The organism is Caballeronia catudaia, from assembly GCF_001544755.2.
In the GTDB taxonomy this organism is placed as follows: domain Bacteria; phylum Pseudomonadota; class Gammaproteobacteria; order Burkholderiales; family Burkholderiaceae; genus Caballeronia; species Caballeronia catudaia.
The window spans coordinates 203,366-228,484 of sequence record NZ_FCOF02000002.1 but is presented as its reverse complement, the minus strand read 5'-3'; the positions used below and the strand labels follow the sequence as shown (position 1 = coordinate 228,484).

Sequence of the window (25,119 nt, the reverse complement as noted above, 5' to 3'; positions counted from 1 at the left end):
ATCAGCCCTCGAGGTCCGACGCCGACGGCATGCCGGTCCGGAATTGCACATCGGTCAGCAGCCCGTGGAACGCGGCTGCGTAAGCGTCCAGCATGACATGCATGTCCAGACGCTGTTCGGCGTAGCTGCGCGCCTTGCGCTTGAACTCACCGAGCAACCTCGGATTCATCGCGAGTTCATGAACGCGGTTGGCGAACGCCGCGTAATCGCCGGGTTCGCACAGATATCCGGTGACGCCCTCTTCCACCATCTCTGGCAATCCGCCCACACGGGACGCGACGACTGCTGCGCCGCTCGCGAGCGCTTCCATCACGGCATTGGGCCGTCCATCGACACGTGACGGAACGAGCAGCACGTCACAGGCGGCCATGTACCGCTTCACGTCGTCGACCGGTCCCACGATGATCAGCCTCTCCGGTGCAAGCCCGGCGTTCTGCGCAGCATCACGCACGGCGTTCTCCAATGCGCCGGCGCCGAGCATGATGAACGTGACGGGCAAATCGGCCGGCATTCTCTTAGCGATTTCCACTACCGCGAGCGGATCCTTTTCTTCCGCCCAACGTCCCGAGAATGCCACCAGAACCGCGCTCTCCGGAGCGCCGAGTTCGCGAATGAGCACACGATCTTTCGTCGCCGGACGGAAAGCATCGAGGTCGACGCCGCTCGGGATGAGCTTGATCCGTTCTGGCGCTTCTCCCGCCTCGATCAGCCACTGACGCGCTTCGTCGTTCTCGACGAAGTGCAGGTCGATCACGTTGGCATAGCGCCGATTGTTCGCCGTGTGGCCCACGGTGTTGAAGAGCAGATCGGTAACTTTGAGGCCGGGAAACCGCTGCGTCAGCGCGGGCAGATAATCGTAAAAGAAGATGCTGCCCGCATTCCACAGAACGCTGACATGACGGGTGGCGAACAGATAGTCGACGAAGTCCTTCCAGCGATCTTGCGGCAGGAATCGCGGCAAGTGATAGATCTCGCTCGTGTACGGCTGGAACCAGTCTGTCGTGTCCCCATGGATCGCGTCGACGGGCACCGTCGAAACGATGATGATGCGCCAGCCCTGCCCGGCGAGATGTCCGACGATCTTGCTCAAGAGACGCTCCGCGCCGCCGAGAATGAGGCACGGCACCGTCAGCACGATGGCTGGACGCTGGTCGTCCGCCATCGCTTTGCGCAGCAGATTGTCGAGCGGCCTCGGCGCGCGGCGATCTTGCAAACTGCGCTGCCGCGAGGCCGCAAGCGCATCTGGCGAAAGCACGTCCGCGTTGAACTCGCTGACGTAACGCGCCTGCGTTTCGTTGTCTATGACCGAGCTGCCCCTGCTCAACGTCTCGCCATGTGTCCGATACAACAGCAACGGTTCCCGGAAATTGAAGAATCGTGCTCCGAGCGCGGCAAGACGCGTCCAGAAAAGCCAGTCTTCGTGTATGTGCCCGTATTGCGGGTCCGAATCGCGGAAACCGCCGGCCGCCTTCCATAGCGAGCGCGAATAGACCGAGCAGGTGAGGACGGAGTTTGCCTTGAGCAGGTTGCCCAGATCAGGTTGCTCGATCGGCGCGAAAACGTCGCTACGTTCGCCGAAGTATTTCATTCCGGGCGAGACGACGTCATAGCCGTAGTATTCGAGCAGAAAGACTGCCTTCTCGAGGAACGTCGGAGCGAGCCGGTCGTCCGCATCGAGGCAGCACACATATTTGCCACGCGCCTGGCTGATGCCGTAATTGCGATTCGCGCCGGCACGCTGTGCCTTGTCTTGCAACAGCACGCGAACCCGGTCCGATGCGCCTTCGATGAGCGACTCGAAGTACTGCCGCGACTGGGCGTCAGTCGAGCCGCCTTCCACGACGATGATCTCGATATCCTGAAAGGTCTGAGCCTCTACGGACGCAATCGCCTCGCGCACGAGATGACCGTAGTTGAAGCATGGAATGACCACGCTGACGAGCGGCCGCTCCGGCGGCCAGGCAAGACCGCGCACTTCGCTTTGCAGTTCGGGGCTGAAATTCTCGACGGGCAGCAACTTCACCGCAGGCAGGTCGCCCCTTGCCGAAAGACGCGCCGCAGCAGCCTGCTCTTCGGCGAATGCGAGCCGGCGACGCTTCACCTCGCGCAGGTTCGCGCGCAGCTTCAACTTGGCGGTCCACCACATGACGCGTGCGAACTGGCGCGCGCGTCGTGCGATCTGCGGATGCCGAATGAGGATATTGCGCAACGGCGCAGTCAGGCGCCAAAAGGAACTATTGCGCATCGCCTCATATTCGCCGAACACCGCGAGCAGCCGTTGTTCCGCCTGAATGGCCCGCAGTTCAGCGCCGTTCGCGCGGGCCTCGAGCAACGACGACCGCTGCATCTCATAGACAACCGCCCTATTCGCCTGCGCGACGTTCAACTTTCCGTCGCGCACAGCGACATCGAGCTTGGCAGCCAGGCGTCCCGTCTGAGCTTCCAGTTGCTCCGACTTCTTCCGCCACGACTGCTCCCATCGCAGCGCGCGATCGGACTGCTCGTCCCGGCTGGTCTTGAGCGATTCGATTTGCGCGGCATTGTCGCGTAGCAGATGCAGATCCGACGCCCACAAACGCGCGGCGTTTTCAAGCAGCTCACGGCTTATTTCGGCTTGATGCACGTGCGCAAGATCGTCGACAAACTGGCTGTCCGCGTGACGCAAATGATTCGCGTTGAAATGTAGCCGCGCCAGCCGTTCTTCGCGCCGAAGGTTCTCTGCATTTGTGGACAGCAGTTTGTCGAAGACACTTCGCAGTCGTCCAACGTAGTCGGAATTCGCAGTCAGAAAACCGACGAAAGCAGGTAAATAGCGGTCTTGAGGCAACTCGGCATGAATTAATTGACACCCGCGCTCGGCAGCAATGCGCTGAAGGCAAGCGGTGGTGGGATAGAAGCGTTGGAGCGGAGCAGGCCGGTGTTCCTTCAGCACGGGCAGCGTGGCGAGACTCAGCAGTGCAATGCCGTCTGGCCGAATGCTGTCTACCAGTCGTCCGAAAGCAGCGCCGAACTCGTCGGCATGCTCGAGCACGCCCGTCGAAACGATGATGCCGCCGTCGTTCCCCGAATCAGTTTCTTTCGTCACAGGCTGCGCTTCGTCGACGATCTGCCCCCCACCGTCGAGATCGCGACGGGTGCCTTCCAGGTCCGCATTCGCCGGCGAACGAGTGCAGGATGCCCCGATGCTTGTCAGTCCAGCAACCGCGTCTGCACCGGCGGCCGCGTTATCGCCTCGACGGACAGGGCCGCCGACGAGCGCCAGAAGCCGCTCGATCCATTCCGACCGCTTGACCGACTCAGAAGGCGCCGCCTTCGTGCGGACGCCTTCCGCGACGCCAAGACTACACGTCCGGCATTGCATGACCTGCGCACCATCCGCTCTGACGGCGAACGGGGCGAATTGACGGCCTCCACAGCAGGTGCAAGGTAGAAAGTTGTAAGTCGGCTGACGCATAGTGTTTCATTTAACCGGGTTTGGCACCGGGACACGACGAGCGGCGACCCTTTGACCACGTGCTCGACAACTCGACGTGACTGCGCCCTGAGCGCACCGCGCGGCCTGCGCTGCATCCCGTTCTTGCGGAAGACTCATATAGCGACGACGCGATGCCCAGCCGGTCAGCCGAGACCCATCCCTTATTGCGGCGACCGAAAACCGGTCGCCAAAGTGGCGGAGAAGCATGCGTCGCATTTTGAATATAACGACAGACGCACAAAATGCGTTCGGCGCAGCAAATAGCGCTGAGAATATTTCGGAAACGCCAAATAATCTCACAACTGGGGGGCAATTTCCACCGAAACCACCCCCTTGAAAAGGGCCAAAGCCGTTAAGAAACGAATCTTGACACGCGCGGCGACTACCATTAAGGGCCAATTCGGTCTTCGTTTTTCTGTAAAAATCGAGACGCATTCCTATTGCGCAAAATACCCGTGAGCTTCGCCCAAATGAGCGCCCCAAAATGCCTGCGGAAATCTGTCGCACTTTCTGCAGAAGATGGGAACGGGTTTACGGCCCTCAACTCACCGTTCGCTGCCTTACTGTCTTTTACGAACGGCGGGATTACGCACCGCTCCAGAACGGCCCACGATTCCGTCCCAGAGTCCGGTTCCCATGAGCCGCAGACGCCTGATTCGCGGCGCGGCGACAGCGCCGAAAAACACGATCGTCAGGATGAGGCGCACGATAAGAAAAGTGCGCCATGCCAGCGACATGGGAATGTTCCGGACGATCGCGACGGTATTTCGGCAAATATAGTAGTCACGCACCGGCGAATGTACGAAGACCTCACGCCACCTCCCCATCCATACGCGCACGACCGCATCGCCGAGGGTGTGCAGGAGACGGGCACGGCACGCGCCGAAAAGCGCATAACCGCAATGCACTGCCCGCAGGCACCACTCAGTATCGACATGATCGATGAACAATCCTTCGTTCATGCCGCCGACGTCTTTCAATACATCTACGCGAATCAGCGTGCCGGAGGAAATCAGGAAATCGACCTTCATCTCGCGACAGTCGGCGCGGCATGTCCGGCGGTGGATCCACCATCGACCTTCCTGCATGAAGCGCCCGTCGGTATGCGTGCGCTTGTCCAGCGTGAGCGGCCCGACCGCGCCCACACGCACCCCCTTCTCGCGCATGCGGGCATCGGTCGCGAGCAGTTCCCGCACCATGTCGCCTTGCGGCACGCTGTCGTGGTCCAGGAACAGGATGAAGTGCTCACTGTCCGTCGCCGCCGACAGTCCGCAAATCAACTCGCTCACGCCGCGATTCTGCGCCGCCCCGATACCGACGTTCGTCGTCAGTCCGATGAACTTGCAGTCGCGCTCAGCCGCGATCTGCCTGAGCGCTTCGGCGGTTCCGGCCGCCGAAGCATTGTCGACTATCGCGATGCCTTCCACCTGCGGACGCACGGACTCCAGGATGGTGACGACGTTCGTCAGGTCCGGATTGAACGTCACGATGACTGCCGATACTCGCGGCCGATTTCCGGAACGACCGCGCTGTAATACCGCATCCGTGTCACTCATCCGTCGCCTTCGCGGAGGGATCGGTTCGCGGTGCGGAGAGCATCGTCCTGGCGCGACTCACGAGCAACAGCGAGCGCAAGCGGATGCGGCTCGCCGTCTTGCGCGCCCAGAGTCGCGCCTTGGTCGACGTACTCGGCATCTCGACGCTCGCGAACGTGCGGTATTCGCGCGCGAAACCGACGAGCGTGTCCCGCCATCTCGATGCAACGACGTGTTGCGCGTAATTCGCAGCCACGTCTTCGTATGCGGCGTTCGCGATGTCGGTGCGCAGCCTCGAGTCCGTGACGAGCAGCTCCATCGCGTCATACCACGCTTTGGGGTCGTGTTCGATCAGCAAGCCGGTCTTGCCGTGCGCTACGGAATCCTTGTACGGCGACATGTTGGTATAGATGCCCGCCACGCGCAGCCCGCCGTACTCGCGATACTTGTTGTTGGTCTTGTACCGATTGGAGGCCGTATCGGCCATCGGAGCGAGCCCGATATCGAGTCCGTACGACTCCTTCAACGCGATGAATTCGGCGTAGTCCCTGACGGTCGGGACGTCGATCACGCGTTCGCGTCCAACGAGCTCCGGCGGGCAATAGCCGAAAAAAACCAGCGTCACGTTCGGATATTTGTCTAGCAGGCGCTCGAACGCCGGAATGATCTCGACGAAGTCGGCCGCGCGCGAAACGTTGCCGGCAAAGCCGATGCGCACTTCTCCCGGCGCCTTGTTTCGCGGCTCGACCTGACGAACCAGCGAAAAATCGAACGGTGCATTGAGCACCTGCACGCGCGCGCGCGCATGACGCTTCTTGATGTATTCGCCGAGCAAGGGCGAATTGACGATTACGCCCTTCGAGTGCCGAATGGCAAGCCGCAGGGTTTCGCGCACCGGCTCGCACTGGTAGTACTGCGCGAGCGGGGTATCACCGGTCAGTTCCCAGAAATTGTCGTCGATGTAGTACAGATACGAAACGCCGTGCATGTCCATCCATTCGATCATCGGAATGGCTGCCGGACTCGATATGCGGCTGAAGACGACCAGCCCGCCGTCGAGCACGACATCGGGCGTGAAGTCGGTGAGCAAGAGCGGCTCGACGGAGCCCTCGTCGCCCAGCGCTTCCTCGATGACGCGCGCGATGATCTGATTCGTCGGAATGTCGCCTTCGATGATCAGCTTCACGTTCACAGGCGGCGTCGCCGCGCCAGCGCCCATCGCAGCCGTCCCGCCGGCGTTCGCCGTTTTCGCATGACGCGCCCTCGGCGCGAGCAGTTGCATGAACGGACTGGGCATGCCGTAAAACATGTTCAGCCAGCGTCGATTGACCAGTTCGTACACGTACACGGGTGTCGCCGAACGGCAGCGCAGCCGCAGACGCCACGTCTGCGCTTCCTCGATGGTCACCGGATCGAATGTGAATTCGACTGGCTGCGACAAATCAAGCCGTTTCAGATCTCGCGTGGCCCGCCCGGCAACGGTGCCCGACGGCGCGATCAGTTCCACCGAGACGCGGCCCTGTTTCAGGCCATCGACCGTGAAAGCAAGGGCCACGCCGCCAAACTCGCCCTTCGGCATCGGCACGTCGAATGTGTAATAGGGGCGGTCGTGCAGGCTGTCGCTCATCTCGAGCGAACCGCCGCGCCGTTTCCACCCGTACTTGAGCGTGTCCTGCTGCAGCGGCCAGAACGCCGTACCGCAGCCGTTCCAGAGGTCCGAGGGCCGCGCCAGAATGCGATGCCGCCACGAATACCGCCGCCCGCGACGCAGCGCGAGCAATTCCTCCGCGCTGCGCTGCAGGGCATGCTCGTCACGGGAGCCGCCGAGGCCGATGCGGTCTTGCACGAGGGGCAGCGAAGCGAGCCGGCGATATTGCAGTTGCCACGACGGTAAGCCGCCCGCCTTGCTGATCAGGCCGCGCAAGACGTCGGCGTTTTGCTCCCCGGAGAAGGCTTCGTCGCAATACTGGCGGTTGCGTCGCTTGATTGCCTCGCTGTCGACCCGTCCTTCGACAATGCGCCTCAGCACGCTCTCCCACGCATCCTTCTCGAACGGCTCTTCGACGACGAGCGCAATCGAATCCGGTTCGATGTCGAGATACGGGGCAAGCTTCGGCAGGACAGGCACCGCATCGATGAGGCTCGCAGTCAGAAGCGGATGACGCGTCTTGAACGGATTGTTCGGCGTGTCATTGCCTGCGAGCAGCATGAAGTCCGGTTTGAAACGCGCGAAGCGGCGCACGACATACGCATAGCCCGGATCCCACGGCAGCAGCGTCACGCGCAGCGAGGCCGGCAGACGCTTCAGCGTGTCCGCGTCGGTGTTAAGCCCCGGCGCCACAAAGTGGATGCGCGCGCCCTCTTGCGTGAGCCGCTCGAGGCACGGGATGATCAGTTCCCACACGACCTTCGAGCGCGCGAGACCACCCATGAACGCGAGCACGATTTCGTCCGCATCCTTGCTCGCGGCCTGGCCGATACGGGCGCGCTCCTCGTCGCCGATGCGCCCTGCTACCGGAAAGTAATGCAGATGCTCGTGGAAATTCTCCTGGCGGAAGAAGTCGATGAGCGGCAGGCTGCTCAGCAACACGCCATCGAAGCGTTTGAGGTCCGCTTGAAACGCCTTGCGTCCGAAATCCTCGCCGTTCATGCTCGCTTCGCCGATCTCCTGGAGAAGCGGCATGTTGTCGTCGAGAAAGTAATACGTCGGGATGCCCAGTGCCTTCGCCGCGTCGGTCCACGGCTGATACGCACGCAGCGCGCGCGACACGACCAGGATGCTTGCCCGCGCGAGGGCGTCGAGATAGCGCCGTGGATCGTTCGGCACCACGCGCACGCGACGCCCCAGCGCTTCCGGCAGCATGTCGAAATAAAGTGCCGCCGACGCGTCGTATTGCACGGAAACGACGAGGACATAACCTTCGTCATCGCGCGCGGGCGCGGCCGTGTCCATGGAAATGTGCCCGTGCGCACGCGCGGCCGCCGCACAGGCGTCGCGCGTCGCGCGTCCGTGACTCGGATCGGGAGAATGCACGTCGTATTCGCCGATGCGATTTGTCGTCAGGCGCGCGTTGCGCTCCGTGCGCATCCATTCCTCGACCGCCCAGCGATCGACGTCGAGCACGCCGCCGAGCGCCGCGCCCGCGTGGCTGAAGCTCACGAGCACGTCCGTGAACCTGAATTCGAAGCGCTCCGACGCGCGACGCCAAAAATCCCAGTCCGATGCGTACGAAAGAAGCACGTGCGGATCGAACAGCCCGATGGCGTCGAAGACCTGGCGCGGGATCAGCACCGCGTTGCGGGCGATGAAGTTCGCGACGCGCAGCATGATCATCGACTGCGCGCGCTGCTCTGCGCTCGACGCATTGCGTTCGCCGGCGGGGTGATCGGTAGAAACCACCTCGACATAGCCAAACGCGATTTGACGAGGGTTTTCCCGCGACGCGTGCAGCAAACCCTCAAGCGCCTCGGCACAAAATTCGTCCTCATCGCGCGCGAGCATCACGAATGCGCCCCGCGCGCGAAAGAAGGCTTCATTCCAGCAAACCGCCGCGATGCCAACGCGCTTGACGTGACGCAATACCGCGACCCGCGGATCGAGACTTTGCACACCCTGCAAATATTCGGCTACCGCCGCATCGCCACTGTCGTCGGCTACGATCAATTCAATGGAGGTGAGCGTCTGCGCGAGAACCGACTCGACGGCACGGCGCGCCGTCTGCGCGCCCCCTTCAGACAGGGACAGGAGAACCGACACGTCCGGCGTCGACTCTTCGCGCGCCGCAAACCATTGTGTATCGCGAATCAGAGTTTCAAATTTCATCGGAGATCCAGCCAGACGTATTCCGCATTGCACCGAACCGCATGGGCAGCACGGCCGTTGGTTCGCGCTCACTGCCCGGCAGCGCGCTCATACTCACCGAGTACATGCTTCGACGGGCCGTCCATCACGATCTCCCCCTTGCGCAGCCAGATGACGCGCTCGCAGAAGGCCTCGAGCATTTCGAGACTGTGGCTCGAGAACACAAGAATCTTTCCCTGCTCCATGAACTCATGCATGCGACGCTTTGCCTTGTTGGCGAATTGCACGTCGCCCGCGCCCATGACTTCGTCCAGCAGCAAAATTTCCGGGTTGATCGCCGTTGACACTGAAAAGGCCAGCCGGATGAACATGCCGGCCGAATACGTCTTGACCGGATAGTCGAGGAACTCGCCGAGTTCCGAGAATTCCCCGATCTGCTGGATGCGCTCTTCCACTTGCGCCGGCGTGAGTCCGAGAAGCATGCCGCGAATGCGGATGTTGTCCCAGCCGGTTTGCGTCATCTCAAAGCCGGTTGCGAGCTCGAACATCGCAGAAACGTGGCCGCTTATGCGCGCTTCTCCCGAAGTCGGCGGATAGATGCCCGCCATGACTTTCAGGATCGTGCTCTTGCCCGCGCCGTTCAGCCCGATGAGTCCGACACGCTCCCCATGCTCGATCTCCAGGGACACGCCCTTGAGCGCGTGGATCATGCGCCGCTCGGGCCGTTGCTTGTTTCGTCGCAGCGCGTTGGCGATGGTCGATTTGAGACTGTCCTGCCGCGCAGACACATCAAAGCGCACGCCCACGTCGCGCAGACTGATTTTCAGTTCCTGGGTCATAGCACGTAGACGATCCGGTGCGACATCTTCTTGACAATGAGCGACGCGACGAGTCCGGCCGCCACGCAGTAACCGATGGACACGTAGATGACTTCCGCGGGAGGCGCTTCGCTGTTCAGCAGTGGATATCGAATGAGCTCGAGCAGGTAGTACAAAGGATTGACCATGTACACGAACGCCAGGCCGCGGTCCTTGAGCATCGCTACCGTGAACATGACCGGCGTCAGATAGAACGCGATCTGAATCGCGCTGCCGAGCAGGTGCGGCAGGTCCCGAAAACGCGCGCCGATATGCGCGACGATCACCAGGTGAAAGAAGTTGACGATGAGAAAAAGCACGAAGCACGGCAGCACCCACAGCGCGCCCCAGCCCATCGGACGCTGATAGATCGCCGCACAGACGAAGAACACCCCGAGCCCGATGGCGAACACGATGATGTACGGCACCATCGCCCGATAAAGGTAGATGGTCTTGGGAAACGGGAACTGCTTGATGTAGCCCTCGGCGACGATGAATGCGTTGCAGCCCTCGGTGAGCGAGGAGCCGATGAACGCCCAGGTCACGAGGCCCAGCGTCAGAAATGGGAGGAACTCATTCATCGGCTGATGAAACAACCGCCCGTAGATCATGCCAATTGCGCCGATGATGGCGGCCAGATTCACGAGAATCCAGCCCGGTCCGAGGAACGAGCTGCGGAATCGGCTTTTTACGTCCTGCAGACCCATATGAAGCCACACGCGCCACAGTTTCAGCGCGCTGACAAACTCCCCAAAGGTCGGGCGCGAACTCGCGCTGTTATATGTAATCATCAAATAGTTCGCTCCATTCGCGCGAGTCCGTCGATGAAATCGGTCTTTACGAAACCGAGGGTCTCGTAAAGGCGCTTCGCGCGGGCGTTGGTGTCGAGCACTTCGAGGTATACCGACGTGAGGGACAGCTCGTGAGCCGCGAAGCGCATCAACGCTTCGATACCCCGTCGCATGAATCCCTTTCCCTGAAATTCGGGCGCTGCGACGAACCGCCCGATTTCAGCGGTTCGCTTGTCGCGATCGATGGCATAGATGGCCGCCTGACCCACTCGCGCGCCCGTCAGGACATCTTCGACGATGAAGACCAGATCGTCCGCCTTGTCGCTGTAGCGGACGAACCACGCATGATGAGCCTCCCATTCCAGCAAGGCCGAACTCTTGAACTGCTGACGTACACCGTCGCGGTTGCGCCATGCAAGCGTGATTCGAAGATCGTCTTCGGCAAGAAGGCGCAGCCGCACGCCACCGAGCTCGAACGGCGCGTGGTTTTGCTTCATTCTGCGGCGTACTGACGGACGAGGGATGTGATCCGCTCCGTATCCGCGCGGGTCACGCGCATGTGCATGGGCAACGACAGGATTTCCGAGCTCGCGAGATGCGCGTTCGGACACTGGCCCTTTCCGCTCGCGTACATGCGATATTCAGTGTTGTCGCGATAATGCACGCCCGGGTACACCTCGTGTTCGTTCAGGGCGAGCATCAGTTCGTCACGATTCTTCACGCGAATCTGGAACAAATGGCGGGATGATTCGCAGTTCTTCGCGATTTTGACGAGTCGAATCTTCGACTGTCCGGCGAATTGCTCTTCATACCATGTCGCGAGCTGGCGACGGTACGCATTGTCGCCGTCGAGATACTTGAGCTGCACGAGACCGATCGCGGCCATGATCGAGTTGCCGTGATACTTGAAGCCAACCTCTTCGACGTCGTACATCCACTTGTACGCGCCCTGCGACGCGGTGCGCGCGTACGTGTCCTTGTTGATGCCGAGCCAGCTCATCTTGCGCACGCGCACGTCGTCGTCCGCATCCTGGAAGCAGATCATGCCGGAGTCGGCCGTGGGCAGATTCTTCACCGCCTGGAAGCTGAACACCGACACGTCCGCGTCATATCCGGCATGCCGGCCTTCGATGCGCGTACCCGCCATGTGTGCCGCATCGAGAATCATCTTGATGCCGCGCTCCTTGCACAGCGCCAGCACCTCATGGTAGCGGCCGATATTGCCGCCGATACCGACAAAAATGATCGCCCGGGTCTTGTCGGTGATGCGCGCCGCTACGCTGTCCGGGTCGAGGCACAGCGAGTCGTCGACGTCCGCGAACACGGGCGTGAGCCGCGAGTACAGGATTGCGTGATTCGAGGAGACAAAGGTAAGCGGAGTCGTGATGACTTCGTCGCCGTCGGCCCAGCCGAACTTGGTCTTGAAGAGCTCGATCGCGAGATGCAGCCCGACCGTGTTCGAACTCAGAAAATGCGCATGCTGCAAGCCGGTGTAGGCCTTCCACGCCTCTTCGAACTGATTGGTCTTGAATCCCAGACCTGTCCAACCTTTTTCAAGGCATTCCCGGATTTCTGCGAGACATTCGTCGATACGGAAATTCGGCACGAACAATTGAATAGCCACACGCTTCTCCTTAGATCTTGTCAATCGAACAGCTGAGCGCCGGCGAACGAAGAGCCGTCCGCATCTTTCTTCGAAAGAATCGGCTCAATGCCGGCCGGCCAGCGAATATTAATTTGCGGATCATCCCAGCGAATGGACTGTTCGAATTCCGGCGCGTAATAATCAGTGGTTTTATAGAGAAACTCCGCGAACTCAGAGATCACGACAAAACCATGCGCAAACCCTTCCGGAACCCACAGCTGACGCCGGTTTTCCGCCGATAACTCCACTCCCGCCCATTTGCCGAACGTCGGAGAGCTTCTGCGGATATCGACCGCTACATCAAACACGGCGCCTGCAATTACCCTCACCAGCTTGCCCTGCGTGTGCTGCGTCTGGTAATGCAAGCCTCGTAATACGTTTTTCGCCGACCGGGAATGGTTATCCTGAACGAATTCCCGCTTCAGGCCAGTGGCCGCCTCGAAGTGCTTCGCGTTGAAACTCTCATAGAAGAAGCCGCGATCGTCGCCGAATACTTTTGGTTCAAGAATGACGACTTCCGGAATCTCCGTGCTCACGGCATTCAGATTCATGCGACCGACTCCTTGAAGACACGCTGCAGATACTGACCGTAGCCATTCTTGGACAATTCGGCGGCGAGTTTCTGCAATGTTTCGGCGGAAATCCAGCGGTTGCGGAACGCGATTTCTTCAGGACACGCCACCATCAGCCCTTGCCGCTTTTGCAGCGTCGCGATGAACACGGACGCCTCCTGCAGCGAGTCATGGGTGCCCGTGTCGAGCCACGCGTAGCCGCGGCCCATGATTTCGACGTTCAGCGATTTTTTCGCCATGTAGGCGAGATTCACGTCGGTGATTTCGAGTTCGCCGCGCGCGGACGGTTTGATGCTCGCAGCGATGTCGCAGACCTGGTTGTCGTAGAAATACAAGCCGGTCACCGCGTAGTTCGACTTCGGCACGGATGGCTTTTCTTCCAGCGACAAAGCACGGAACGACGAGTCGAATTCCACGACGCCGTATCGTTCGGGATCCTGGACGTGATAAGCGAAAACCGTTGATCCCTCAGTGCGCGCCGCCGCTCGCTGCGCGCGAATCTGCAAATCGTGACCGTAGAAAATGTTGTCGCCGAGGATGAGCGCGGACGGGTCGCTGCCGATGAAATCGCGCCCGATGATGAACGCCTGCGCAATACCGTCGGGTCGCTCTTGCACCGCGTATTGGAGATTGAGCCCCCAGCGCGAACCATCGCCGAGCATTTCGACGAAGCGCGGCGTGTCCTGCGGCGTGGAAATGATCAGAATATCGCGAATACCCGCCAGCATCAGAGTGCACAGCGGGTAGTAAATCATCGGCTTGTCGTAGACCGGCAGAAGCTGCTTCGACACGGATCGCGTGATCGGATACAGGCGCGTTCCGGAGCCACCGGCGAGGATGATTCCTTTTCTATTCATGTTTATTTTCTCCAATACACTAGAACGCTCGCCTCATTGCAGAACGTCTTTCGACGCGGCAATCTGCAGCAGAACGTCTCGAACGCCAGCTTCCCACTGGGGAAACTCCACGCCCAATGCCTTTCGCAGCTTCGATGTATCGAGCCGCGAATTGGCCGGACGGCGCGCTGCGGTCGGATAGTCGGCTGCCCCGATGCTGCGGATGGCATCGACGGCGGTAGACATCGGCACGCCGGCGCGCGAGAGCGTATCGACGATGAACCGCGAGTAATCGTACCAATTCGTCTCACCCGAAGCCGCAAGATGATAGACGCCGTTCGCAAGCGGACGGTCGTCCCGCAGATAAGCCCGCACCGCCAGCGCCGTGACATCCGCAACGAGCGCCGCCGACGTTGGCGCGCCAAACTGGTCAGCCACGACCGACAAAGCGTCGCGCGTGCGTGCGGCTCGCGCGATCGACTTCAAAAAGTTGGCGCCGCGCAGACCGAAGACCCAACTCGTACGAAAAATGTAATGCTTGCCGCCCGCTTCCATGACGGCGCGCTCGCCAGCCAGCTTGCTTTCGCCATACACGGACAACGGATTGGGCTCGTCCTCTTCGGTGTAGGCGGTGGCCTTTTCGCCGCTGAATACGTAGTCGGTCGAGTAGTGCACCAGGAGCGCATCCATTCTCGACGCCGCACGCGCGAGAACACCCGGCGCCTCCGCGTTCACGCGATGGGCTATCACGCTGTCACTCTCTGCGCGATCGACTTCCGTGTAGCCGCCCGCATTCAGTATCACGGCCGGCCCGACTTCGTTCATCATCGACTCGACTTGCTCCGACCGGCCCAGATCGCATTCGCTCCGCGTAACGGCGACCACGCGCCCCAGCAAACTCATGCCGCGGATTAGCTCGGTGCCGACCTGCCCGCCCGCGCCCGTGATCAGAATCACGGGCGCGGTCCGTTCGCCCTTACTCATTCCCAAGCGACTCCACCCTGCGATATTCACCCGATGTCACGTGCTCCCACCATTCGCGGTTGCCGAGATACCACTGCACCGTTTTGCGCAGACCCGTTTCGAACGTTTCCGCCGGTTTCCAGCCGAGTTCACGTTCGAGCTTGCGCGCGTCAATCGCGTAGCGCTGATCGTGGCCCGGCCGATCCTTCACAAAGGAAATCTGTTCGCGATAGGACCCGTTCTCCTTCGGCCGCAATTCATCGAGGAGATCGCACAGCGTATTGACCACGTCGATGTTCGCCTTTTCGTTCCAGCCGCCGATGTTGTACGTTTCGCCCACCTTTCCCTGTTCGAGCACGCGGCGAATCGCCGCGCAGTGATCGCTGACATAGAGCCAGTCACGCACGTTCTTTCCGTCGCCATACACAGGCAGCGGCTCGCCAGCAAGCGCGCGGGTGATAACGAGCGGAATCAGTTTCTCCGGGAAGTGATATGGGCCGTAATTGTTCGAGCAATTCGTGGTGAGCGTCGGCAAACCATAAGTATGATGGTAGGCTCGCACGAGGTGGTCCGACGCCGCCTTGGAGGCTGAATAGGGACTGTTGGGCGCGTAGGGCGTGGTTTCCGAGAACTGCGGATCCTCCGAACCTAGCGAGCCGAATACCTCATCAGTGGAAACCGCCAGAAAACGAAACGCGGCTTTTTCCTGCGGTGCCATTGCCTGCCAGTAAGCACGCGTGGCTTCGAGAAGCGTGAACGTACCGACGATATTCGTCTGTACGAAATCCGCCGGACCATGAATCGAGCGGTCGACGTGACTTTCAGCAGCAAAATGCAGAATGGCGCGCGGCTTGTGCTCGGCCAGCAGCGCGTCGATCGCCTGACGATCACAGATATCGACTCGCGCAAAGACGTGTTTTGGATTTCCTGCAAGCGGCTTGAGCGTTTCGAGATTGCCGGCGTAAGTCAGCTTGTCGACGTTCAGGACGGGTTCATCAGACCCTTTGAGCCAATCCAAAACGAAATTTGCGCCGATGAATCCGGCGCCGCCTGTCACAAGAATCATGAAAGTCCTCTTCTGCTGCCTACAGTCTCAAGAATTGAAGGTCCTTACGCGCAGACCAAGAATGTGCGCCCGTGCTGCCCCGCAGTTGCGCGGAGCTTCTGACCAGCCCCGAATGCGTACGAGGTCCGGCCCAGTTCCGGTCAACCGTTTATTATACGGCCGAGCAAAGCAAAAACGACATGGCTAACAACTTGATACAGCTACGCCCGACGGTTGCACCAGGTTGCAATTTGTGACGTTGTCCCGGACTTTCGTACGAAAAGACAGCGTTAGCCCTTTGTTTCATAATCCCGAATGTCCCAATCAGGCCGCGCTCCGGTGCTTCACGCGCACTTTTCTGCATGACCGACGCCCTCACCTCCAGCATCGACATCTCGCACGCCCCTCTCGCTTTCGGCGATCTCCAGGGCTGCTGCGACCCGTACCAGCGTCTTCTGAAAAAAGCCGCGCCCGAGCCCGGCACGCCGCTGTGGTTCGCCGGCGACCTGATCAACCGCGGGCCCAAGTCATTGCAGACGCTGCGCGAGGTGATCGCGCTCGGCTCGCGCGCGACCGTCGTGCTCGGCAACCACGATCTGAACCTACTCTCAGTCGCGGCGGGTTTGCGCAAGCCGAAGAAAGGCGACACGCTCGATGACATCCTCGACGCGCCCGACGCCGCCGATCTGATCGAATGGGTGCGGCACAAGCCCGTCGCGCATTTTGAGAACGACATCCTGATGGTCCACGCAGGCGTGCTCCCGCAATGGGACGCGACGATGACGATGGAACTCGCGCACGAGCTGGAGCAGGCATTGCGCGCGCCGAACTGGAAAGAGACGCTCGCGGCGCTCTACGGCAACGAGCCGCATCGGTGGGAAGACACGCTGACGGGCATGGATCGGCTGCGCGTGATCTATAACGCGCTGACGCGAATCCGCTTCTGCACGCCCGAAGGCGCGATGGAATTCGCCAACAACGGCGGCCCCGATGCCGCGCCGCCCGGCCACATGCCGTGGTTCGACGTGCCGGGCCGCCGCACGCAGGACGTCACGATCGTGTTCGGCCATTGGGCCGCGCTCGGCCTGATGATTCGCGACGACGTGCTCTGTCTCGACTCGGGCTGCGTGTGGGGCAATAAACTATCGGCGGTGCGCATGGCCGCCGATCCCGCGCAACGCGTGCTCACGCAGGTGAGTTGCGCGATGAAGAAGTGAGCGGCATCTCCGCCATCGTTTCGACCACGGCCGGCGCACCGCGCATGCGCTGCAACGCCGTATCGACCGCGGCCTGCGCCTCGCTCGCGAGCACGCGCCGGTCCGCGCCCGGCGCAAGCGGATCGCACACATACAGATGCGCGGTGAGCGGCGCCGCGCGCAAGAGCGCACTGAGCGAAGCGTCGAGCGTCATGTCGCCGATATACGCGGGCGCGGTCGACTGCCTGCCCTGCGCATCCTCGTACATCAGGCAGACCGGCTGCACCGGACACGACGCCGACACCGCCGCCTGAAACATGTTCGCGTGAAACGGCAGCAGCGACTGACCATCGGTCGTCGTGCCTTCGGGGAACACGCACATCAGCTCACCGGCGTGCAGGCGTTCCGCCAGCTCGTGCATGATGCGCTTCGCATCGCTGCGCTTCTCGCGCTGCACGAACACCGTGCCCAGTTGTTGCGCGAGCCAGCCGACGACCGGCCACTTGCGGATCTCCGCCTTCGACACGAACGGCGTCGGACGCCACGCGTTGATCACATAGATGTCGATCCACGAGATGTGATTGCCAACGACGAGCACGCCGCTATCGAGCCGCGCTTCGTCGTTATGGACGACGAGCTTCATGCCCGACAGCCGCAACATCTCGAGCGACCACGCGCGATTCGACGTCATGCGCTCGCGCGCCGACGCGCGCGGAAAACGCGTCGCGACGATCCACATGCCGCGCAGCAGGTGAACGGCGAGCCGCAGTTTGCGCAACACGAGCGTCATGATCAGCGGCTCTCGTAAGCGACGTGTCCGCCGACGAGCGTCGCCCGCACGCGCGCTGGCAGTTCATAGCCGAGGAACGGCGTATTGCGGCCCTGGCTCTTGAGCTTCTGCGGATCGACGCGCCAGTCGCCCGATGCATCGAACACGCAGAGATCGGCGAGCGCGCCCGTCGTGATGCGGCCCGCGGGCAGTTTCAGCACGTCGGCTGGCGCGGACGTGATGCGCGCCAGCGCCTTCACGAGCGGCACGTTCGCTTCACGCGCCCACTTCACCGTCAGCGACAGCAACAGTTCGAGCCCGGTCGCGCCCGGCGTCGCTTCGGCGAAGGGCAGAAGCTTCTCGTCGTCGTCGAGCGGCGTGTGATCGGAGCAGATCGCGTCGATGGTGCCATCGGCCAGGCCCGCGCGAATCGCGTCGCGGTCGCGTTGCTGACGCAGCGGCGGATCGAGACGGAATTGCGAATCGAAATAGCCGATGTCGATATCGGTCAGATGCACGTGATTGATCGTCACGTCGCAGGTCACGGCGAGCCCTTCGGACTTTGCCGCGCGCACGAGCTCGACGCCCGCCGCCGACGACAGATGCGACAGGTGCACGCGCGCGCCCGTCACGCGCATCAGTTCGAAGATGGTATGCAGCGCGATGGTCTCCGCCGCTACCGGCACGCCCGACAGCCCGAGCCGCGACGCAACCGCGCCGCTCGCCGCCACGCCGCCCTTCGACATGTACGCGTCCTGCGGGCGCAGCCACACGGTGTAGCCGTAAGTCGTCGCGTATTGCAGCGCGCGCTGTAGCGTGCGCGTATCGACGATCGGGTTATCCGCCTGCGAGAAGCCGACGCAGCCCGCTTCGGTCAGTTCGACCATCTCGGTGATAGCCTCGCCTTTGAGACCCATCGTGAGCGCGCCGAGCGGATACACATGCGCCAGATGCAGCTTCTGTGCCCGGAACTTCAGCATTTCGACGAGACCGGGCTCGTCGAGCGTCGGATCGGTGTCGGGCGGGCACACGAGGCTCGTCACGCCGCCCGCCATCGCGGCGGCCATTTCGGATTCAAGCGTCGCCTTGTGCTCGAAGCCCGGTTCGCGCAGGCGCGCGGACAGATCGACGAAGCCCGGCGCGATGTAAAGCCCGCTCGCGTCGATGACCTTCGCCGCGTTGAAATCCGCGGGCGCCTCGCCGAGGCCGACGATCCTGCCCGCCGCGATGAACACGTCCTTGCGTTCTTCCGTGCCCGCTGCCGGATCGATGAGCGTGCCGTTTTGAATTTGAATCTTCATGTTTAGTCGCTATTCCCAGCCACGATGCCCATCACCGCCATGCGCACGGCGATGCCGAAAGTCACCTGATTCAGAATGACCGACTGCGGGCCGTCGGCCACTTGCGAGTCGATTTCGACGCCGCGGTTCATCGGGCCGGGGTGCATCACGATCGCGTCGGGCGCGGCGAGCGCGAGGCGCTCGGGCGTCAATCCCCAGCTCTTGAAATACTCCTGCGCGGAAGGCAGCAGCGCGCCGCTCATGCGCTCGTTCTGCAGGCGCAGCATGATGATCACGTCGACGCCCTTCAGCCCTTCGTCGAGGTTGTGATAGACGTGCACGCCCATCTGATCGAGATTGCCCGGCAAGAGCGTGCGCGGACCGATCGCGCGCACTTCGGGCACGCCGAGTGTCGTGAGCGCATGAATGTCCGAGCGCGCGACGCGCGAATGCAGAATGTCGCCGACGATCGCCACGCGCAGCTTCGTGAAGTCGCGCTTGTAATGGCGGATCGTGTACATGTCGAGCAGACCCTGCGTCGGGTGCGCGTGACGGCCATCGCCCGCATTGATCACGTGCACGTGCGGCGCGCAATGCTCGGCGATCAGATACGGCGCGCCGCTCGACGCGTGACGCACGACGAACATGTCGGCGTGCATCGCGGAGAGATTGTTGATGGTGTCGAGCAGCGATTCGCCCTTGCTCGTCGACGATGCGTTGATGTTCAGATTCAGCACGTCCGCCGAAAGACGCTTCGCCGCGATCTCGAACGTGGTGCGCGTGCGCGTCGAGTTCTCGAAGAAGAGGTTGAACACCGACTTGCCGCGCAGGAGCGGCACCTTCTTCACCTCGCGATCGGTAACACTTACGAACTGCTCGGCGGTATCGAGAATATGCGTGACTATCGAGCGCGGCAGCCCTTCGATGGTGAGCAGGTGCTTCAGCTCGCCGTTTTTCGTGAGCTGCGGATTGCCCTTGAGAAAGCCGTACCGGAACGTGTCGGCGCTCTTTTCCGATGACGGCGCGCCCGATCCGGCTGCGCCCTGGGTGGCGATGTTCATGATGAATCCCGGGTGTTTCTTTGAGAAACGCGAGCGCGCGTCAGTTTGCGCGCGGCTCGGTCGTGAAAGTGAACGTGTTGTCGTCGCGGCGCGCGAGCACGAGATTGGCACTCGCCGGAACATCGACCGTGCCGCCGGTGAAGCGCGCGCCGATCGGCATTTCGCGCCCGCCGCGATCGGCGAGCACCGCGAGATCGATCGACGCCGGACGGCCGTAGTCGTACAGCTCGTTGACCGCCGCGCGCACGGTGCGGCCCGTGGACAGCACGTCGTCGATGAGCACGATGCGACGGCCATTCACATCGAACGGCAAGTCGGTCGGGCGCGCCTGGCTGTGCAGACCCTTCTTCGCGTAGTCGTCGCGATGCAGCGCCACGTTCACCACGCCGAAGCTCGGCGCGTTCAGGTCTTTGGCGAGCCGCTCGGCCAGCCACACGCCGCCGCTGTAGATGCCCGCGAGCACGGGGCCATCGTTCTCTGCGAACGACGATCCGAACGCCAAGCGAATCTGGTCGACGAGCGCGCGATACAGCGCCTCGGCGTCAATGGAACTCATGATCGTCGGCAAGTCCGTCGAGATATTGTTGAAGGATGACGCGGGCGGCTTCGGCGTCGATCTCGTCGAAGCGGCCGCGCGCATTGACGCGCACGCCGCGCTCGCGCAGCTCGGCCTTGGCGTCGACGGACGAATAACGCTCGTCCACCCATTGCACGGGCACGTTGAAACGGCCGTTCAGTTGATTGCCGAAGCGCTTGGCGAGTGCGCTCATTTCATGCGGCGTGCCATCGGGATGCATCGGCATGCCGACGACCACGGCGTCGGGTTTCCATTCGTCGAGCAGCTTGCCCACTTCGACGAAGCGATGTTCGCGGCTGAGATTTTGCACCGTGACGAGCGCGCGGGCGTGCTTCGTGAACGTATTGCCGACGGCGACCCCGATGCGCTTCTCGCCGTAATCGAATGCCAGCAGCGTGGCCTCGCGGCTCATGCGTGCCCTGCTTCGCCGGACAACATCGAGCGCGACACGCCGAGCAGCGAGAGCGCCGCCTCCAGCCGGTCTTCGGCGGGCACGTCGAAGATGATGCGCGGATCGGCTTCCACGGTAAGCCAGCCGTTCTTCGAGATTTCTTCTTCGAGCTGGCCCGCGCCCCAGCCGGCGTGACCCAGCGTGAGCAGGAAGCGCTCGGGGCCCTTGCCGCTCGCGACCGCTTCGAGCACGTCTTTCGACGTGGTCATGGCGAGGCCGCCGGGCACGCTCATCGACGAGCTATAGGGCTCGCCCTCGCCCGCTTCGTGCAGCACGAAGCCGCGCTCGGTCTGCACGGGACCGCCGAAATACACGGGCAAATGGACGAGCGGCTCGATCTCGAGCTTCAGATCGATGCGATTGAAAAGCGACTGGAGATCGATGTCGGTCGGCCTATTGATGACGAGGCCGAGCGCACCTTTCTCGGTGTGATCGCAAAGATAGACCACCGTTCCCGAAAACGTCGGATCGACCATGGATGGCATGGCGATCAGGAACTGATTCGTCAAATTGATGCGATCGGAAGTCTTGGACATAATTCAGAATTTTAACAAAGGCGCTGCGAGATGGCCGACTTTGATGTGGGTCTGGTCTGGTTTCGGCGGGACCTGCGCGCGGCAGACAATGCTGCACTCTATCATGCGCTTACACGTTGCCGCCGCGTGCTGTGCGCCTTCGTTTTCGATCGCGATATTCTCGCGCCGCTCGCCAAAAACGATCGTCGCGTGCCGTTCATCCATGCGAGCGCCGTCGAGTTGGAGCGCACGCTGCGCGAGGCGGGCGGCGGGCTGATCGTGCTGCATGGACATCCCGTTCACGACATTCCGGCGCTCGCGCGCAACTGCGGCGTGAATGCCGTCTTCGCCAATCGCGATTACGAGCCTGACGCCCTGACGCGTGACCAAGCCGTCGCCTCCAGGCTGGCGAGTCAGGACATCGCGTTCTTCACGTTCAAGGATCAGGCCGTCTTCGATCATGACGATGTGATGACAGGCGCCGGCAAGCCCTACACCGTCTTTACGCCGTACAAGCGCAAGTGGCTCCAGACGCTCACGCCGGATGCGCTGATGCCGTATGCGTCAGAAGGTCATCTGAACGCGCTGGCCATGCCGCCTACGCGCATAAGGCATGCGTTTCCGTCGCTGGCCGCGCTCGGTTTCGCCGATGCGCTCGCGCCCGCATTTCCGGCGGGCGCGAGCGGGGCCTACGCGCTTTTCGACGACTTCCGCGAACGCATGTCCGACTACGGCCGCACGCGCGATTTCCCCGCCCTCAGAGGCCCGAGCTATCTCGGCGTGCATCTGCGGCACGGCACGGTGTCGATCCGCGCGCTCGCCCGCACCGCGCACGATGCGCAGCGCCACGGCGACAAGGGCGCTGAAACGTGGCTGGGCGAGCTGATCTGGCGGGAGTTCTATTTCTCCGTGCTGCACCATTTCCCGCACGTCGGCGTGGCCGGGGATCATCGCGCGTTCAAGCCGGAATACGATCGCATCGGCTGGGAAACCGGCGACGCCGCCGACGCGAACTTCGCCGCGTGGTGCGCGGGGCAAACCGGCTATCCGATCGTCGATGCGGCGATGCGTCAGATCAATGCATCGGGATATATGCACAATCGCCTGCGCATGGTGGTGGCGAGTTTTCTGACGAAGGATCTCGGCATCGACTGGCGGCGCGGCGAAGCTTATTTCGAGGCGCTGCTGAACGATTTCGAGCTCTCGAACAACAACGGCGGCTGGCAATGGGCCGCATCGAGCGGTTGCGACGCCCAGCCGTACTTCCGCATCTTCAATCCGGTCACGCAATCGAAAAAGTTCGACGCTGCTGGCAAGTTCATCCGTCATTACGTGCCGGAGATCGCAGGTTTATCCGACCGCGATATCCACGCGCCGTGGCTCGCGAAACCCGATGCGCTCAAAACGGCGAAGCTATCGCTCGGCGCGGATTATCCGCAACCGGTCGTCGATCACGCCGCGGCACGACAACGCACGCTCGCACGCTATGACGTGGTGCGCAAGCCGGGCGCGAGAAATACCGCGCCCGACGACCGCGATGACGATTAACGCGTGATCGGCATCGGCCGCTCGATCATCGCGGTGAGCGCGACGATCGATCCGCGCCCTTCGGAAGGCGCGATGCCCGCGGCCGCCTGATGCAGCATCGAGCGCAGCATTTGCGCGGCGCGCTCGGGCACCATGGCGTCGAGCCCGCGCGTCGCGCCTTCGGCGCCGTCGGCGTGCGTTTCGCCGTGATGCGCGACGCGCCGCCACGCAAGGCCGAGCGTGTCCGCGAGCAGCGCGACGTGCCCGAGCCCGAGCGCGCAGGCCGCCGTGCCCAGCCGATGCGAAGCGTCCGCCGCGGACAGCGCCGCGGCCTCGTCCACCGTACCGGTTTCGCTCGCCTGCGCGCCGCGCTCGACCAGCGCGTCGATCGACGTTTCCGCGCTCTGCAGGAAGTCTTCGTAGGCGGCCGAATTCACGCGCAGCACGCCGAGATCGCGCGTCGCGGCCTCGCGCGACGCTTCTTCGCCCGCCTGCGCCGCGCCCTCTTCCCAGGCCGCTTCCGATGCCTGGGTCGCCGCCACGTGCCACGCGACGGTCAAGCCGTAGTCGCGCAGCACATCCACGTGTTCGGTGTCTTCCGGCGCCGCGCCGTAAAGCGCGAAATCGCGCCACAGCAGCGCGAGCGTCGCGCGCACGAGCGAGCGCGGCGCGTACGACAGCGCGTGCGCCTGATCCGCCAGAACGAGATTGAAGCGCGCGTAGAGGCGCTTTGCATCGGCGATATGGTCAAGCTCCGCGCCGTTGCGCTCGGCACGCTCGCGCAACGCCCGCACCGCGGACGACGCAAGCCGCCAGAAGTCGTAGGGATCGGAGCCGCGCAGTTCGTCCAGACAGGCATCGAGGCGCGCGAACGCATCGGCGGATGCTTCTACCGGTCCGCGCAAAAGCTCGAGCAGCGTCTCCTCGTAGTGCGCCCGCACGTGCGCGAGCCGCTCGGGCGCGAAGCCGCGCAGCGTCGCTGGTGCGATCGCACGGCCGACGAGGGCGAGATCGTCGTAAGAAACCGGCGCGACCCGCGTATGCGCCGCGAGCAGCGCATGCAGCCCGCGATAGTGATCGAAAAGCACGGTCGAACAGGACAGCTCGCGCAGATTGTGGCGCTCGACCGCCGCGCGGAACACCGCGAGCGCCTCCGCGATGCGCGCGTGACTTCCACCCGATTCCTCGCCGAGCGGCGCGACGAGCGCAAGCGCCTCGGCGAAGCGCTGCGCGGGCAGCCAGCCCGCCGAGTGCAGCGCGGCGATGGCGCGCTTCAGCGCAGCGCCGGTTTCACCTTGACGCTGAAAAGCGTGCAGCGCGTCGGTAAGCGCCATTTCGGCGAGTCGCACCGATCCGCCGCGCGGATTGGGCAGGGCTTCGAATGGAACGGGCAGATCGGGACGAGAAGTCATAACAAGCGCTCACAAGCCGGTTCGCGGGCGCGGCGGTCGATAGCCGCCGACGCACGCGGTTTGATTGCATCATCCGTAGGCGGGCGACGGACGTCAGCCATCACCGCGCTCGGAACTCCTCGCGGGCGGACCGCGCGCCGCTCGCTGCGCCTGCCTCAAGCGTATGCGCTAACGAGCCGGCAGGGAAACGAATGCGCCTGCCGCCGCCCTTCGCACCTTCGTTCGCCGCAACGAACTTGCCTCACGCTGCAAAGCCCGAAACCCACGCGACTCGCGCCGGCGTGTCCGAACGCAGTCCGCAAAAAACGCGCGCCGCATGACGCGAGTCATGCGGCGCGGCAGAACGACAAGATCAGATCTGAACCATCTCGAAATCTTCCTTGCGGGCTCCGCATTCGGGACAGGTCCAGTTGATCGGAACGTCCTCCCAGCGCGTGCCCGGCGCGATGCCCTCTTCGGGCAATCCCGCCTCCTCGTCGTAGATCCAGCCGCAGATCAGGCACATCCAGCTTCTGTATTCCATACTTATGCCGCATCGATTGGTCGGTTGAAATTAGGACATGATGGTACCGTGTTGCCGTGTCGATGCCTAGCAAGCCGCCCGCCCGGATGCGCGCGCCATGTGACATCGGTCGAAACGGCCGTCATGCGGGCGGACCGTGCAAAGGCTAGCGCGCCGGAAAAAAGTGCGCAAAGAAAACAGCCGGGCGGCATTAGGACGCATAATCAGCCATGACCGGGCGGGCCTTCGCTCACGCGCCCGAGGTGCGGACGAGTCCGCTCCACGCCGATCATCCAATCAAGCAATCC

Annotated in this window: 22 protein-coding genes; 3 read left to right on the top strand and 19 right to left on the bottom strand. The window is 62.5% G+C overall.

The window, feature by feature from the left end:
• Position 1: 1 nt before the first annotated feature.
• A complete protein-coding gene (locus AWB75_RS03280) occupies positions 2 to 2,623 on the bottom strand; it encodes a glycosyltransferase (protein WP_159462764.1) in 2,622 nt (873 codons plus the stop codon).
• Positions 2,624 to 2,842: 219 nt separating this feature from the next.
• Here AWB75_RS03280 and AWB75_RS37600 point away from each other — a divergent pair, with 219 nt between their 5' ends.
• Entirely contained in the window at positions 2,843 to 3,430 is a 588-nt protein-coding gene (locus AWB75_RS37600; protein WP_159462763.1) for a hypothetical protein, read from the top strand.
• Positions 3,431 to 4,035: 605 nt separating this feature from the next.
• On the opposite strand, the gene AWB75_RS03275 is transcribed toward AWB75_RS37600, so the two are convergent.
• From AWB75_RS03275 to rfbB, 10 genes are all read right to left on the bottom strand, one after another.
• A complete protein-coding gene (locus AWB75_RS03275; RefSeq protein WP_087086454.1) occupies positions 4,036 to 5,031 on the bottom strand; it encodes a rhamnosyltransferase in 996 nt (331 codons plus the stop codon).
• The gene (locus tag AWB75_RS03270; protein ID WP_061122635.1) at positions 5,024 to 8,833 is read right to left on the bottom strand and encodes a glycosyltransferase; all 3,810 of its coding nucleotides are present in this window, start codon (positions 8,831 to 8,833) and stop codon (positions 5,024 to 5,026) included. The genes AWB75_RS03275 and AWB75_RS03270 overlap by 8 nt, the downstream gene beginning before the upstream one ends.
• A gap of 68 nt (positions 8,834 to 8,901) precedes the next feature.
• The gene (locus AWB75_RS03265; RefSeq protein WP_061122634.1) at positions 8,902 to 9,651 is read right to left on the bottom strand and encodes an ABC transporter ATP-binding protein; all 750 of its coding nucleotides are present in this window, start codon (positions 9,649 to 9,651) and stop codon (positions 8,902 to 8,904) included.
• Positions 9,648 to 10,460 carry an ABC transporter permease gene (locus tag AWB75_RS03260; RefSeq protein ID WP_061122633.1) on the bottom strand — a complete coding sequence of 271 codons (813 nt, stop codon included), beginning with the start codon at positions 10,458 to 10,460 and terminating at the stop codon, positions 9,648 to 9,650. The genes AWB75_RS03265 and AWB75_RS03260 overlap by 4 nt, the downstream gene beginning before the upstream one ends.
• Complete coding sequence (locus tag AWB75_RS39395; RefSeq protein ID WP_061122632.1) at positions 10,460 to 10,957, bottom strand: GNAT family N-acetyltransferase; 498 nt, start codon at positions 10,955 to 10,957, stop codon at positions 10,460 to 10,462. Before AWB75_RS39395 ends, AWB75_RS03260 begins: the two co-directional genes overlap by 1 nt.
• Positions 10,954 to 12,084: a DegT/DnrJ/EryC1/StrS family aminotransferase gene (locus AWB75_RS03250; protein WP_061122631.1), complete on the bottom strand. Its 1,131-nt coding sequence runs from the start codon at positions 12,082 to 12,084 to the stop codon at positions 10,954 to 10,956. The genes AWB75_RS39395 and AWB75_RS03250 overlap by 4 nt, the downstream gene beginning before the upstream one ends.
• A 20-nt stretch (positions 12,085 to 12,104) precedes the next feature.
• Complete coding sequence (rfbC, locus tag AWB75_RS03245) at positions 12,105 to 12,656, bottom strand: dTDP-4-dehydrorhamnose 3,5-epimerase (RefSeq protein ID WP_061122630.1); 552 nt, start codon at positions 12,654 to 12,656, stop codon at positions 12,105 to 12,107.
• Positions 12,653 to 13,534 carry a glucose-1-phosphate thymidylyltransferase RfbA gene (gene rfbA, locus AWB75_RS03240; protein ID WP_061122629.1) on the bottom strand — a complete coding sequence of 294 codons (882 nt, stop codon included), beginning with the start codon at positions 13,532 to 13,534 and terminating at the stop codon, positions 12,653 to 12,655. The genes rfbC and rfbA overlap by 4 nt, the downstream gene beginning before the upstream one ends.
• Positions 13,535 to 13,567: 33 nt before the next feature.
• Positions 13,568 to 14,497, bottom strand: a complete 930-nt coding sequence (rfbD, locus tag AWB75_RS03235) for a dTDP-4-dehydrorhamnose reductase (protein WP_061122628.1) — start codon at positions 14,495 to 14,497, stop codon at positions 13,568 to 13,570.
• Complete coding sequence (gene rfbB / locus AWB75_RS03230) at positions 14,490 to 15,542, bottom strand: dTDP-glucose 4,6-dehydratase (RefSeq protein WP_061122627.1); 1,053 nt, start codon at positions 15,540 to 15,542, stop codon at positions 14,490 to 14,492. The genes rfbD and rfbB overlap by 8 nt, the downstream gene beginning before the upstream one ends.
• A 341-nt stretch (positions 15,543 to 15,883) precedes the next feature.
• Between rfbB and AWB75_RS03225 the strand changes: the two genes are divergently transcribed.
• The gene (locus AWB75_RS03225; RefSeq protein WP_061122626.1) at positions 15,884 to 16,738 is read left to right on the top strand and encodes a symmetrical bis(5'-nucleosyl)-tetraphosphatase; all 855 of its coding nucleotides are present in this window, start codon (positions 15,884 to 15,886) and stop codon (positions 16,736 to 16,738) included.
• On the opposite strand, the gene AWB75_RS03220 is transcribed toward AWB75_RS03225, so the two are convergent.
• From AWB75_RS03220 to AWB75_RS03195, 6 genes are read right to left on the bottom strand one after another with little or no spacing between them, the layout of a single operon-like run.
• Positions 16,707 to 17,507, bottom strand: a complete 801-nt coding sequence (locus AWB75_RS03220) for a lysophospholipid acyltransferase family protein (RefSeq protein WP_061122625.1) — start codon at positions 17,505 to 17,507, stop codon at positions 16,707 to 16,709. The genes AWB75_RS03225 and AWB75_RS03220 overlap by 32 nt on opposite strands.
• A 2-nt stretch (positions 17,508 to 17,509) precedes the next feature.
• Positions 17,510 to 18,787, bottom strand: coding sequence for a dihydroorotase (locus AWB75_RS03215; RefSeq protein ID WP_061122624.1), 1,278 nt, complete (start codon positions 18,785 to 18,787; stop codon positions 17,510 to 17,512).
• Positions 18,788 to 18,789: 2 nt separating this feature from the next.
• The gene (locus tag AWB75_RS03210; RefSeq protein ID WP_061122623.1) at positions 18,790 to 19,827 is read right to left on the bottom strand and encodes an aspartate carbamoyltransferase catalytic subunit; all 1,038 of its coding nucleotides are present in this window, start codon (positions 19,825 to 19,827) and stop codon (positions 18,790 to 18,792) included.
• A 40-nt stretch (positions 19,828 to 19,867) separates the two neighbouring features.
• A complete protein-coding gene (pyrR, locus tag AWB75_RS03205; protein ID WP_061122622.1) occupies positions 19,868 to 20,383 on the bottom strand; it encodes a bifunctional pyr operon transcriptional regulator/uracil phosphoribosyltransferase PyrR in 516 nt (171 codons plus the stop codon).
• Positions 20,370 to 20,816, bottom strand: coding sequence for a Holliday junction resolvase RuvX (gene ruvX / locus AWB75_RS03200; protein WP_061122621.1), 447 nt, complete (start codon positions 20,814 to 20,816; stop codon positions 20,370 to 20,372). The genes pyrR and ruvX overlap by 14 nt, the downstream gene beginning before the upstream one ends.
• Entirely contained in the window at positions 20,813 to 21,391 is a 579-nt protein-coding gene (locus AWB75_RS03195) for a YqgE/AlgH family protein (RefSeq protein WP_014192146.1), read from the bottom strand. Before AWB75_RS03195 ends, ruvX begins: the two co-directional genes overlap by 4 nt.
• A 30-nt stretch (positions 21,392 to 21,421) precedes the next feature.
• Between AWB75_RS03195 and AWB75_RS03190 the strand changes: the two genes are divergently transcribed.
• Positions 21,422 to 22,918 carry a cryptochrome/photolyase family protein gene (locus tag AWB75_RS03190; protein WP_061122620.1) on the top strand — a complete coding sequence of 499 codons (1,497 nt, stop codon included), beginning with the start codon at positions 21,422 to 21,424 and terminating at the stop codon, positions 22,916 to 22,918.
• Here the strand turns inward: AWB75_RS03190 and AWB75_RS03185 are convergent.
• Together AWB75_RS03185 and AWB75_RS03180 are read right to left on the bottom strand one after the other, a co-directional pair.
• Complete coding sequence (locus AWB75_RS03185; protein WP_061122619.1) at positions 22,915 to 24,309, bottom strand: hypothetical protein; 1,395 nt, start codon at positions 24,307 to 24,309, stop codon at positions 22,915 to 22,917. The two genes, AWB75_RS03190 and AWB75_RS03185, sit on opposite strands and share 4 nt — an antisense overlap.
• A 352-nt stretch (positions 24,310 to 24,661) precedes the next feature.
• The gene (locus tag AWB75_RS03180) at positions 24,662 to 24,832 is read right to left on the bottom strand and encodes a rubredoxin (protein ID WP_025527884.1); all 171 of its coding nucleotides are present in this window, start codon (positions 24,830 to 24,832) and stop codon (positions 24,662 to 24,664) included.
• Between the last annotated feature and the right edge of the window lie 287 nt (positions 24,833 to 25,119).